The following is an 11935-nucleotide window of genomic DNA, read 5'->3' on the forward strand; positions in this document are numbered from 1 at the left end:
GGCGGCGACGGCATGAAGTTACCGGCGATCTCCACAGAGTGACGATTCTGATTGCGACGTGGCTTGTAATCGTCTGTACATGACCGAAATTGATACGCCGTCCTTCATTTGGAGCGGCATATTCCGGCCATTGTCTCGGGTGTTGGACGCTCAGCTCGACTCGCGGCGCACCAGCTCCGTGGGGAGGATGACCGCGGACGGTTCCTCGCCGCCGATGCGGGCGAGCAGCATCCGGACCATTTCCGTGCTGATGCGGTCCCACGGCTGACGGATCGTGGTGAGCGGCGGACGGGAGGACACGGCCGCCTGGGAGTCGTCGAAGCCGCCCACGGCGACGTCCTCGGGGACCCGGCGGCCGGCGCGGTCGAGGGCGTCGAGCACGCCCTGGGCCATCAGGTCCGAGGCAACGAACACGGCGTCGATGTCCGGGGCCCGCTCGAGGAGCCGGGCGGCCGCGCTCGCCCCGCTCGCCCGGCTGTAGTCCCCGGTGGCGATCAGCGCGTCGTCGACGGGCAGGCCGTACTCGGCCAGCGTTTCGCGGTATCCCGCGAGGCGTTCGACGCCGCCCGGGGTGTCCAGGGGGCCGGTGACGGTGGCGATGCGGCGGCGCCCCGTCTCGTACAGATGGCGGACCATGTCCCGTGCGCCGTCCCGGTCGTCCGCCGCGACATAGCCGATCTTGGCGGTCTGGCCGAGCGGCTTGCCGCACGCGACGACCGGGACGCCCGCCGCGTGCAGATGGGCGACGACGGGGTCGCCGGAGTGGCTGGAGACGAGCAGGACGCCGTCGACGTGGCCGGCTTCGATGTAGCGCAGATTGCGCCGCCGTTCGTCCTCGGTGCCGGCGATCATCAGCAGCAGCGGGATGTCCTGGGCGGCGAGCGCCTGCGTGCAGGCCCGCAGCAGCACGTTGAAGTTCGGGTCCTCGAAGAACCGCTCCTGAGGCTCGGTCAGCAGGAACGCCACCGAGTCGGACTTGCCGGTGATCAGCGAGCGTGCGTGCCGGTTCACGACGTAGCCCGTCCTGCGGATGGCGGCGTCGACGGCGGCCTTGGCCGTAGGGCTGACGTAGTGCCCGCCGTTGAGGACGCGCGAGACCGTGCCGCGCGAGACCCCTGCCTCTCGCGCCACGTCGTGGATCGTGGCCGGGCGACGCCTGCCCGCTGGAATGCTCATGCTCGTTTCCCCTTGTTCCCCGGTGCTCAGGACTTTACGGCGCCGGACAGCAGATCGAGGCTCCAGAACCTCTGGATGACCAGGAACAGCGCGATGAGCGGGACGATCGCCAGCAGCGCGCCGGTGACGACCAGCGTGTAGAGGGCGGGTTGTCCGGCGCCCTGCTTCAGCAGGGTGAACAGACCGACGGTCATGGGGAACTTCTCGTCGTCGCCGAGCATGATGAACGGCAGCAGGAAGTTGTTCCAGATGGCGACGAACTGGAAGAGGAAGATGGTCACCAGCCCCGGTGACATCATGGGCAGGGCGATCCGCAGAAAGATGCGCCACTCCCCCGCGCCGTCCATCCGGCCGGCCTCCACGAGCTCCATGGGGATCGCGGCCTCGGCGTAGATCCGGCCGAGATAGACGCCGTACGGCGAGAGGATCAGCGGCAGCAGGACGGAGAGGTACGTGTCCGTCAGATCGGCCTCGGCCATGAGCAGGTACTGCGGGATGGCGAGAATGACGGGGGGCATGAGCACGCCGGTGAGAATCAGGTTGAAGAACGTCTCGCGGCCGCGGAAGCGGTAGACGGCGAGGGCGTAGCCGGCGAGCGCCGACACGATCGTGGAGAGCACGGCGCCGAGGCCCGCGTAGAACACGGAGTTGGCCATCCACCGCCAGTAGAGACCGTCGCGGTACGCGGCGAGGTCGGCGACGTTGTCGCCGAGGCCGTCCCCGGGGAGGAAGGTGAAGGTGGAGAAGAGGTCGGCGCCCGACTTGGTGGAGGCCACCAGGACCCAGGCGATGGGCAGCAGGCAGTAGAGCGCGCCGAGGAGCAGTGCGGCGGTCGGCAGGAGGGCGACGCGGCGGGGGCGCGGAGGCCCCTGGGACGTTCCGGGGGTGCTGCCGGCGGCCGGGGCGGCCTTGCGTACCTGCGGCGGGGAGGCGAGCCCGCTCATCGGGTGGCTCCTTGCTTCGTACGACGGTTGGAGGCCCTGAGCAGGCCGAAGGAGAGCAGGAAGGTGGCGGCGGCGAGGACCACGGCGGTGGCCGAGGCGGCGTGGATGTTCCCGCCGGTGAAGGCGTCGTTGTAGACCTTCATCAGGGGGCTCCAGGTGGTGGGGATGCCGTTGGTGAGCGGCCGGAGTGTGGTGGGCTCGTTGAAGACCTGGAGGGTGGCGATGATCGAGAAGAAGAACGTCAGGACCAGGGAGGGCGCCACCATCGGGATCTTGATCCGCAGGGCGATCTGCAGCTCCGAGCAGCCGTCGAGCTTGGCGGCCTCGAAGACCTCGGTGGGCAGCGAGCGCAGCGAGGTGTAGATCACGATCATGTTGAAGCCGGTGCCGCCCCATACGGCGATGTTGGCCATCGCCAGGTACAGCGGGCCGCCGTCCATCAGGTCCGGTTCGGGCATCCCGAGAGCGTCGAGGAGGTAGTAGAAGGGGCTGACGTCCGGCAGGTAGAGGAAGCCCCACATGAGGGCCGCGATGACTCCCGGGACCGCGTACGGCAGGAAGATCACGAGGCGGGAGAAGGAACGGGCCCGTACCCGCTCGGAGTCGAGCAGCAGCGCGAACAGCAGCGCGAGTCCGAGCATGACCGGGACGACGATCGCGCCGTAGCCGACGATCCGCAGGGCGCTGTGGCCGAGTTCGGAGTCGGTGAGGGCGGCGGTGTAGTTCTCCAGACCCGCCCACACCTCGTACCTGTCACCCTTGCCCAGACCGAGGCCCTTGACCTCGATCTTGTGGAAGCTGAGCCACAGCGCGTAACCGATGGGCAGCGCGAAGAAGAGGACGAAGAGGACGGCTGCCGGGAGGAGAAAGAGGTAGGGGGCGCTTCGCGCTCGATTGAGGGTGGTGGTGGGCGACGGAGAGAAGGAGGGGGCGCTTCGCGCTCGATTGAGGGTGGTGGTGGGCGACGGGTGGGCGTACGGGGCCGGCTGGGCCCCGTACGCCCGGCGCACGCCCTTGATGGGCTGCGTCACCGGGCGACCTCGAAGCCCTGCTTCTTGAGGTCGGCGACGGTGGCGCCCTGCATCGCGGTCAGGGCGGCGCCGAAGTCGGACTTGGCCTTGGCGGCCTTGCCGAACTCGTCCTTGAAGGAGGTGTAGGCCACGTTCACGTTCGGTCCCCAGGCGGCGGGGGCGGTGGTCTTCGCGATCTCGGCCGCCTTCGTGTAGAACTCGGCCTGGTTGGCGAAGAAGTCCGGGGACTTGGCCAGCGCGCCGCCGGTCTGGGCGGCGGTGGCGGCCGGGTAGATGCCGGCCTCCTTCACGAGGGCGGCGAGCGCCTCGGGGTCGGTGTTCAGCCAGGTGGCGAACTTCGCGGCGGCCGCCTTGTGCTTCGAGTCGGTGGTGACGGCGGTCGTGGATCCGCCCCAACTGCCCGTGGAGGGCTTCGACGCGTCCCACTGCGGCAGCGGGGCCATGGCCCACTTGCCCTTGGTGTCGGGCGCGGCGGTCGTCAGGATGCCCGGCGCCCAGACGGCGCTGACCCAGGCGAGCTGCTGTCCGGTGTTGAGGGCCTTGTTCCAGGCGGGGGTGTACATCGGCTGGTTGTCGATGGCGCCCTCCTTGACGAGGCCGCCCCAGAAGTCGGCGACCATCTTGGTGCCGGGATCGTCGATGGCGACCTTCCACTTCTGGTCCTGGGTGGTCCACCACTGGGCGCCGGCCTGCTGGGCGAGGCCGGCGAAGAGACCGGAGTCGTTGGAGGAGAAGGTGGTGAGCGCCTTGTCGGGAGCCTTGGTCTTGAGGGCCTTGGCTGTGGCGGCGAACTCGTCCCAGGTGGTGGGGACCGTGAGGCCGTACTGCTGGAACAGGTCAGTCCGGTAGAAGAACATCAGCGGGCCGGAGTCCTGGGGCACGGCGTAGACGGCGTCGGAACCGAGCGTGGTCTGCTGCCACAGGCCGGGTGCGAAGGCGTCCTTGACGCCACCGACCTCCTGGGAGATGTCGGCGAGGGCGTCGTTGCTGACCAGCGTCGGCAGTGCCTGGAACTCCGCCTGGACGAGGTCGGGGGCCTGGTGGGCCTTGGAGGCCGTGATGATCTTGGTGACCAGGTCGTCGCCGGAAGCCTGCTTCTGGACGGTGACCTTGATGTCCGGGTTCTTCTTGTTCCAGATCGCGGCCACCTTGTCCATGTTGGGCGCCCAGGCCCAGTAGGTGAGCGATACGGGACCGGATTCGGCCTGCTCGGCGCTGTCGGACGAGCCGCAGGCGGTGAGCACGGCCGCGCCGAGCGCGACGGCGGTGGCAGTGGCGACAACACGGTGGCGCAAAACGATGGGCATGGAGCCTCTCCCCTGACGAGCGGTCCTTCCGTCGCGGAAGGACCTGCCATGCATCTGTGAGCGTTCACAGTAGAGAAACGTTCCGGACACTTGTCAATGGTGGATCGTGTGCGGTTATGTTGCGTTGCCACATCGAGATCTGATGTGTGTACGTTCCCAGATGTTCGAGTTCGACGCTCAGGAGACACCTCATGCAGGACACCGGCCCCCGAGGTCTGCACCGCCTCGCCTTCGGCGGGGACTACAACCCCGAGCAGTGGCCGGAAAGCGTCTGGCAGGAGGACGTCCTATTGATGCGCGAGGCCGGCGTCACCATGGTGAGCGTCGGAATCTTCTCCTGGGCGCTGCTCGAACCAGAGCCGGGAGCATACGATTTCGGCTGGCTCGACCGGGTCCTGGACCTGCTGCACGAACACGGCATCCGCGTCGACCTGGGTACGCCGACGGTGGTGCCGCCCGCGTGGTTCTACCGAGCCCACCCCGAGGCACTGCCGGTCAGCCGCGAGGGCGTGCGCTACGCGTTCGGCTCGCGCGGCGCGATCTGCCACAGCTCACCGGCGTACCGCGAGGCGGCCGCCGGGATCACCACGAAGCTGGCCGAACGGTACGCGGGACACCCCGCGCTTGCGATGTGGCACGTGCACAACGAGTACGGCGTCCCGGTCAGCGCCTGCTACTGCGACACCTGCGCGGCCCACTTCCGCCGGTGGCTGGATGAGCGGTACGGATCGGTCGAGGCCGTCAATGAAGCGTGGGGCACCGCTTTCTGGGGCCAGCACTACACCTCGTACGAGCAGATCGACCCGCCGCGCCTGACCCCCACCGTGGGCAACCCGGCCCAGCAGCTCGACCACCGCCGCTTCGCCGACGCCACCATGCGCGAGAACTTCCGCATGGAACGGGACATTCTGCACCGGCTCTCCCCCGGCGTCCCCGTCACCACCAATTTCATGACCGCGCTCAGCCAGTGCCACGCGGTCGACTACTGGGCCTGGGGCCGCGAGGTCGACCTCGTCACCAACGACCACTACCTGATCACCGACGGGCGCCGCACGCACGTCAACCTCGCCATGGCCGCCGATCTGACCCGCTCCGTCGCGGGCGGCGCGCCCTGGCTGCTTCTCGAACACGCCACCTCCGGGGTCAACTGGCAGCCCCGCAACCCCGCCAAGCGTCCGGGAGAGATGGCCCGCAACGCGCTCGCCCATGTCGCGCGCGGATCCGAGGGCTCGATGTTCTTCCAGTGGCGCCAGTCCCGCAGCGGCGCGGAGAAGTTCCACTCGGCGATGCTGCCGCACGCCGGAACCGACTCGCGCGTCTGGCGCGAGGTGGTGGGGCTCGGCGGCGATCTCGACTCGCTGGCCACGCTGCGCGGCACGCGTACCGTCCCGGACGTCGCCATGGTGTGGGACTGGCAGTCGTGGTGGGCGCAGAGCCTTGAGTGGCGCCCGACCGAGGACCACGACGCGCGCGAGCGCGCCGACAGCTTCTACGAGACGCTCTACGACCGGCATCTGACCGTGGACTTCGCCCGCCCGGAGGCCGATCTGTCGGCGTATCCGCTGGTCGTGGTGCCCGCGCTGTACCTCACCACCGAGGCCGCGGGCCGCAACCTGCGGGCGTACGTGGAGAACGGCGGCACGCTCGTCGTCTCGTACTTCTCCGGGATCGTCGACGAGCACGACGCCGTCCACCCCGGCGCGTACCCCGGCGTCCTGCGGGACGTGCTCGGGCTGACTGTGGAGGAGTGGTCGCCGCTGGGCGAGGGTGAGTCGGTGCGGATCGCGGGCCCGGGCGGGGCGACGCTGCCCGCGGACGTCTGGACCGAGTTCGTGGTCGCGCGCGGGGCCCGGCCCGTGTGGACGTACGCGGACGGGCCGGCCACCGGGCGCCCCGCCGTCACCCGCCATCGCCTGGGCAAGGGCACCGCCTGGTACGTCTCCACCCGGCTCGACGCGGTCTCGCTGGACACCATCCTCGGCGCGGCCTGCGAGGACGCCGGCATCGCGCCTCGCGGCGATCTCCCGCACGACGTCGAGGTCGTCCGCCGCTCCGGCGGCGGCGGTGACTACCTCTTCGCCCTCAACCACACGGAACACGACGTGAAGGTGCCGCTGGAGTCCCCCGGCACCGAACTCCTGGGCGGCGAACGCTCCGCCGGTCACCTCGCCCTCCCGGCGGGTTCGGTCCGCGTCGTGCGTCTCGACGCCTGACCGCCTCCCATGACTCCCCGGGGACGGGCGTCCCGCACGCCTGCCCCCGGGTGAACGGCACCACCGCACCACCTCCCTTTCCCTCCACCGTCGAAGGGACATCGACGATGTACGCCGTTCCCCGCACCCTGCGGTCACTCATGTCAGGTACACGCCTAAGAGTCGCCGCGGCCTCCGCGCTCGGCGCCCTGTTCCTGGCCGCACTGCCCGCGGCACCCGCCCAGGCGGCGACCACGCTCGCCAACACCGGTTTCGAGGCCGACGGCACCGGAACCGCGACACCCTCCGGCTGGTCCACCTACTCCGCGACCGGCCAGAACTCGGCCTCCTTCACGGAGGCCGGCGGCCATGCCGGGAGTTACCGGCTGAGCCACTGGGCCTCGACCGCCTACCAGGTGGAGACGTACCAGTACCTGTCCGGGCTGACCGACGGCCCTTACACGCTGAGCGCCTGGGTGCGCTCCAGCGGCGGCCAGAGCACCGCCCGTCTCGCGCTGCGCAACTGCGGCTCCGCCGAGCAGCGCACCGACCTGCCGCCCACCCCGAACGGCGCCTGGATACGCCTCGTGACCTCGGTGAAGGTCACCGGTGGCCAGTGCACGGTCAGCGTCAACTCCCACGCGTCGGCGGGACAATGGCTCAACGTCGACGACCTCACCTTCACCTCCGGCTCGACGGGCCTGTCCGTCAAGGGCGTCGACATCTCCTCGCTGAAGAAGAGCGAGGACCTCGGCGGTACGTACCGCACCGGCACGGGGGCGACCGGGGATGCCGTGGCGATCCTGAAGTCCGCGGGCGCCACCTACGGCCGGCTCAAGGTGTGGGTGAATCCGGCCGACGGCTACAACGACAAGGCGCGCGTCCTGGCGACGGCTCAGCGCATCAAGGCGCAGGGCATGAAGCTGCTCGTCGACTTGCACTACTCCGACACCTGGGCCGACCCCGGCGCCCAGGCCAAGCCCGCCGCGTGGGCCGGTCACTCGTACAGTCAGCTCACGACCGACGTGTACAACCACACCTACGACGTCCTGAACGCGCTGAAGGCGCAGGGCACGACGGCGGACATGGTGCAGATCGGCAACGAGATCAACACCGGGATGCTGTGGCCCGAGGGCTCGACGGAGAACTGGTCGCAGCTGGCGGGGCTCCTGAAGGCGGGCATCTCCGCCACCAAGGCCGTCTCCTCCTCCACGCAGGTGGCGCTCCATCTCGCGCACGGCGGCGACAACGCCCTGTACCGCTGGTGGTTCGACAACGCGACCGCTCAGGGAGTCTCGTACGACGTCATCGCGGTCTCCTTCTACGGATACTGGCACGGATCCCTGTCCGCGCTGCAGACCAACCTCGACGACATCTCCGCCCGCTACGGGAAGAAGGTCATGGTCGCCGAGACGGCGTACCCGTTCCGGCTGGACAGCGAGGACGGCCACGAGAACATCATCGACACGTCGGCGGAGCTGGTCTCCGGCTACCCGGCGAGCACGGCCGGTCAGTCTGCCTGGCTGCGGGACGTGATGAACGTCGTGGAGGCCGTGCCGAACGGTCGCGGACTGGGTGTCGTCTACTGGGAGCCCACCTGGACCGCCGTCGCCGGCAACGGCTGGGACCCGGCGGACCCCGCGTCGGGCAACGGCTGGGAGAACCAGGCCCTGTTCGACTACGACAGCAGGCTGCTGCCGGCGGCCTCCTGGCTCGCCCATCGCTGACCGGACACCACGGCGACCGGCCTCGCTTCCCTGGGGAGGCGGGGCCGGTCGCTCGGTGGAGCCGATGGAGCCTGTGGAACCGTTACGCGGAGGCGGTGTGCACCCGGCCGAAGACCCGTCCGCCGAGGTCGATTCCGGCGATGGCACCGCTCGCGTCGCGGGAGAAGAAGCCTCGCTGCCCCGCCAGTCCACCCGCGGTGACGATGAACTCGTCGCCGCCGCCGGGCAGCAGGCCCATGGCCGCCGGCTCGTAGTCCGCGGGCATCTCGTAGTCGGCCGCGGCGCGGATCTCCGCCTTGATCCCGGCCGCGAGGGTCAGCTCCGCCCCGTCGGTGGCGACGGCGAGCGTCATGGCGTCGTTCTCGTACCCGCCGACCACCTCCTGGGCCCGCGCCGCGTCGTACGGAAGCGGCTCCGGGTCCTTGTCCACGACGCCGAGGTAGTGCTCCAGGGCCCAGCGGACGGCGGTCCGGTTGAAGGGGATGCCGTCCGGGCCGGCGTTGGACATGGCGACGACGGCGAAGTTCCGCTCGGGCACGAGCAGCAGTTCGACGAACTGGCCGTTGACCGAACCACCGTGCTCGATGGTCCTCACGCCGTCCACCTCGCGCAGGAACCAGCAGAGGCCGAAGCCGTCGCCGAGATTGCTGCCGCGCAGCTCGACCGTCTGCTCCCGCATCCGGTGCAGCACCTCGGTCGGCAGCAGCCGCTCGCCCTTCTCCGTGAGACCGTCGCCGAGCTGGAACCTGGCCCAGGCGAGGACGTCCGACGCCGAGGAGGCGAGACCCCCGCCGGGGTTGTTGGCTCGGGTGAGCTTCCACTCCCTCGCGACGGCGAGGTCGCCGTCCTCGCCGGGGTTGTGCCCCACGGCGAACCGCCTGGTCATGGCCTCGGCGGTGCCGAAGAAGCTGTGCGAGAGCCCCAGCGGCTCGACGAGCAGCGAGGCGATGGCCCGCTCGTACGTCAGACCCGTGACGTTCTCCAGGACCCGCCCGAGCAGGTTGAACGCGGCCTGGCTGTACGAGGCACGGGCGCCGGGCTCACCGACGAACTGCAGCTCGGCCATCTTCGCCACGAAGGCGGCCAAGGCGTCGTCGCCGTCCCCGGTGTCGACGATGAGGTTCCAGTCGAGGCCCGAGGTGTGGTTGAGCAGGTTCAGGACGGTCATCTCGGCCGCTGCCTTCTCGTCGGCCAGCACGAGCTCGGGAACGTACCGGCGCACCGGCGCGTCCAGCTCGACCCGGCCGTCGGCGACCAGCCGCATCAGCGCGGTCGCCGTGAAGGTCTTCGTCACGGAGCCCAGCAGGAAGAGCGTTTCCTCGTCCACGGGGAGCGGGTTGTCGAGGCTGGTCACGCCATGGCTCGCGAAGACCTCGCGGCCGTCCGCCCACACGCCCACGGTGACACCGGGGATGTCGAACTTCTCGGCCGTCAGCGCGACGAAATCGGTCAGCTCGGTCCGGTACTTCTGGGTGGTGCTGGCACTCATGGTGGTTTCTCCTGATCGGGTGTCGTCGTTCTTGATGACCACGACGATGCCCGGGTGCCCTGACAGCTCGCAGACCGCTCGCTGACAAACGGCGTTGTCGCCTGTCAGCGAGCAGCGCCGGCTGTCAGCCCCCTCTTCGGATCACCGTGCGATCTCCTCGGCGGGACCCATCACGATCACCGGTTCCTTGGCCGGGTCCAGGTGGCGCAGCAGCAGTCGCATGACGTCGGCCGTCAGGGAGATGCACCCCTGTGTGGGGCCACCGTGGTCGACATGGATCCATACGCCTCCGCCACGCTCCTCGCCGAGCGGGCGCTCCTTGTTCAACGGGGTCGTTCCGGAGACGCGGTTGTAGTCGATGGCGACCACGTAGTCGAACGACCCTTCCAGGGGTTCGCCGAGGAAACCGGTGCCCGGGGAGACGAACTGCTCGTCCTGGTCGTAGGGCAATAGAGCTCCGGGGTCCGGCATCAGGCCGCCGGCGTCGCCGAGCGTGAAGACTCCGATGGGGGTGCGCAGATCGCCGACCGTGTGGTCGTTCGTCCAGCCGCGCAGTGCGTTGTGAGCGGTCCAGGGACCGGCGGCGCGCTGCCACCGCCCGGCCGCGTCCCGCTCGTAGAACACCGCCTTGGCCACGTTGGTGTCGCGGGTCTTCCCCGTGACCACGAACACCTGGCGTGAGCCGTCCGGAATTCTCGTACGGGTGGCGGGGCCGAGGCCGGGAGGGGCGGGGGGCCGGGCCGCGGGTGCGGCGGGCCGGGGGGCGGCGGCCCCGGAGCCGGCGTTCTTGGCGGCGGCGCGGGGCGGGGCGGGTGGCGTGGATTCCTCGGGTGACACCGTCGTGTAGCCGACTACGGCGAGTGTCGCGCACAGGGCGGCGGTCAGCCCACGGCCGGGGCGTACCTTCCTGACAGACATGGGGCGGCATCCTCCGACGCTCGGAAACGGCAGTGCGGCGATGTGTACCCGGTCCGCGTACGTCTCTGTCGGAAGAGCGGCTTCCTCACCCGACCGGGGCAGAGCCGACTCATCGCCAAGGACGTTTCTGAACAACCGTCAGAGGGGGCGGCGCCCTCACAGGAAGCGCCGGCGCGCCGTCAGGAAGGAGTGGCTCCCCGACTCTCCCGCCACCGCGGCGCCTCGTCGTCGGGGCAGTCGGGGCTCGCGAAGTGGAAGGGAACGCCCAGCCGCTCGGCCAGGTCCGGGCCTTCGCGCAGCGCCTCCTGGGCCTCGGGCCACGGCGGGACGGTGCCGTTGAACACACGCAGGTCGCCGCCGTGCCGGATCTCGGCGAGGTAGTGCTCGGCGGCCGGATCGTCGGTGATGAGCAGGAGGAGCACCCTCCAGCCGAACGAATCGCCGTCCCACACCGCCTCGACGGCGACGGGACGGCCCGGCAGCTTCGCGGCCCGCTCGGCGAGGGCCGCCGGGTCGAGGGGCTCCGTCGGACCGGGCGCGAAGCGCCTGCCGAGTTCCCCGTAGCGCTCGATCACCACATCGAGCGCCTCGTACAGGCCTGGTCGGGATCGTTCCGGAAAACTGTCGCGGATCTCCTTGACGGCCGTGAGGCGGCGGCCGAGACGGATCAGGTCGTCGACCGCCTGACGTGCCTCGACCGGGAGTGCGGTCCAGATCTCCGAGTTCATGATCCGGTGTCAGGCGGTGGCGGCGGGGGTCTCGTCGAGCTCCCAGGCGTGGCGCTTGAACTCGCGGACGAAGTCCGGGTGGTCCTCCCAGTTGCGGGCGACGCCGCGCAGGACGTCCCAGTTGTGCTCCAGGGCCTGGTCGATGATGTTGCGCATCGCCGGGTCGGCCGCCGCCCGCTGCTTGGCGAGGCCCTTGACCGCCGCGGCGGCCTTCACGGTGCCGAGGAGGGCCCGCAGGGCGCGGGAGGTGTCGTCCATCCCGAATCCGTGGTCGCTGCCGTTCTCGGGGTCGAACAGCGGCCGGAGGCGGTCCTCGATGAACGCGGTGATCCGCTCGAAGTGCTGGACGTCCATCGGGGTCTCCCTCTTCTGCCGCTCCACCACGGGGCCCGGCCTGTCGCGTGCTTCTGTCGTCCGCGCGGT

Annotated in this window: 10 protein-coding genes; 2 read left to right on the forward strand and 8 right to left on the reverse strand. The window is 69.9% G+C overall.

Annotated elements, in window-relative coordinates; translation table 11 throughout:
• Positions 1–150: 150 nt before the first annotated feature.
• From ACZ561_RS09290 to ACZ561_RS09305, 4 genes are read right to left on the reverse strand one after another with little or no spacing between them, the layout of a single operon-like run.
• Entirely contained in the window at positions 151–1176 is a 1026-nt protein-coding gene (locus ACZ561_RS09290; RefSeq protein WP_470991441.1) for a LacI family DNA-binding transcriptional regulator, read from the reverse strand.
• Positions 1177–1202: 26 nt separating this feature from the next.
• Entirely contained in the window at positions 1203–2120 is a 918-nt protein-coding gene (locus ACZ561_RS09295; protein WP_470991444.1) for a carbohydrate ABC transporter permease, read from the reverse strand.
• Positions 2117–3151, reverse strand: a complete 1035-nt coding sequence (locus ACZ561_RS09300; protein WP_470991446.1) for a carbohydrate ABC transporter permease — start codon at positions 3149–3151, stop codon at positions 2117–2119. The genes ACZ561_RS09295 and ACZ561_RS09300 overlap by 4 nt, the downstream gene beginning before the upstream one ends.
• The gene (locus ACZ561_RS09305) at positions 3148–4458 is read right to left on the reverse strand and encodes an ABC transporter substrate-binding protein (RefSeq protein ID WP_470991449.1); all 1311 of its coding nucleotides are present in this window, start codon (positions 4456–4458) and stop codon (positions 3148–3150) included. The genes ACZ561_RS09300 and ACZ561_RS09305 overlap by 4 nt, the downstream gene beginning before the upstream one ends.
• Before the next feature lie 191 nt (positions 4459–4649).
• On the opposite strand from ACZ561_RS09305, the gene ACZ561_RS09310 reads away from it, so the two are divergent.
• On the forward strand, positions 4650–6671 hold the full coding sequence (locus ACZ561_RS09310; RefSeq protein ID WP_470991452.1) for a beta-galactosidase: 2022 nt from the start codon (positions 4650–4652) through the stop codon (positions 6669–6671).
• A 107-nt stretch (positions 6672–6778) separates the two neighbouring features.
• Positions 6779–8377, forward strand: coding sequence for a glycoside hydrolase family 53 protein (locus tag ACZ561_RS09315; RefSeq protein WP_470991454.1), 1599 nt, complete (start codon positions 6779–6781; stop codon positions 8375–8377).
• Between the two features lie 82 nt (positions 8378–8459).
• Here the strand turns inward: ACZ561_RS09315 and ACZ561_RS09320 are convergent, their stop codons facing one another.
• The 4 genes from ACZ561_RS09320 to ACZ561_RS09335 form a co-directional block, all read right to left on the reverse strand.
• Positions 8460–9866, reverse strand: a complete 1407-nt coding sequence (locus ACZ561_RS09320) for a serine hydrolase domain-containing protein (RefSeq protein WP_470991457.1) — start codon at positions 9864–9866, stop codon at positions 8460–8462.
• Between the two features lie 141 nt (positions 9867–10007).
• On the reverse strand, positions 10008–10784 hold the full coding sequence (locus ACZ561_RS09325; protein WP_470991460.1) for a L,D-transpeptidase family protein: 777 nt from the start codon (positions 10782–10784) through the stop codon (positions 10008–10010).
• A 179-nt stretch (positions 10785–10963) separates the two neighbouring features.
• Entirely contained in the window at positions 10964–11512 is a 549-nt protein-coding gene (locus tag ACZ561_RS09330; RefSeq protein ID WP_470991463.1) for a hypothetical protein, read from the reverse strand.
• Between the two features lie 9 nt (positions 11513–11521).
• A complete protein-coding gene (locus ACZ561_RS09335; protein WP_470991466.1) occupies positions 11522–11866 on the reverse strand; it encodes a hypothetical protein in 345 nt (114 codons plus the stop codon).
• Between the last annotated feature and the right edge of the window lie 69 nt (positions 11867–11935).

The organism is Streptomyces sp. NPDC039609 (genome assembly GCF_055596705.1).

Excerpts from the sequence above, each read along its gene's own strand:
- ACZ561_RS09310 (WP_470991452.1), top strand. The coding sequence starts at position 4,650 with ATGCAGGACACCGGCCCCCGAGGTCTGCACCGCCTCGCCTTCGGCGGG.
- ACZ561_RS09335 (WP_470991466.1), bottom strand. The coding sequence starts at position 11,866 with ATGGACGTCCAGCACTTCGAGCGGATCACCGCGTTCATCGAGGACCGC.
- ACZ561_RS09305 (WP_470991449.1), bottom strand. The coding sequence starts at position 4,458 with ATGCCCATCGTTTTGCGCCACCGTGTTGTCGCCACTGCCACCGCCGTC.
- ACZ561_RS09290 (WP_470991441.1), bottom strand. The coding sequence starts at position 1,176 with ATGAGCATTCCAGCGGGCAGGCGTCGCCCGGCCACGATCCACGACGTG.
- ACZ561_RS09325 (WP_470991460.1), bottom strand. The coding sequence starts at position 10,784 with ATGTCTGTCAGGAAGGTACGCCCCGGCCGTGGGCTGACCGCCGCCCTG.
- ACZ561_RS09320 (WP_470991457.1), bottom strand. The coding sequence starts at position 9,866 with ATGAGTGCCAGCACCACCCAGAAGTACCGGACCGAGCTGACCGATTTC.
- ACZ561_RS09315 (WP_470991454.1), top strand. The coding sequence starts at position 6,779 with ATGTACGCCGTTCCCCGCACCCTGCGGTCACTCATGTCAGGTACACGC.
- ACZ561_RS09295 (WP_470991444.1), bottom strand. The coding sequence starts at position 2,120 with ATGAGCGGGCTCGCCTCCCCGCCGCAGGTACGCAAGGCCGCCCCGGCC.
- ACZ561_RS09330 (WP_470991463.1), bottom strand. The coding sequence starts at position 11,512 with ATGAACTCGGAGATCTGGACCGCACTCCCGGTCGAGGCACGTCAGGCG.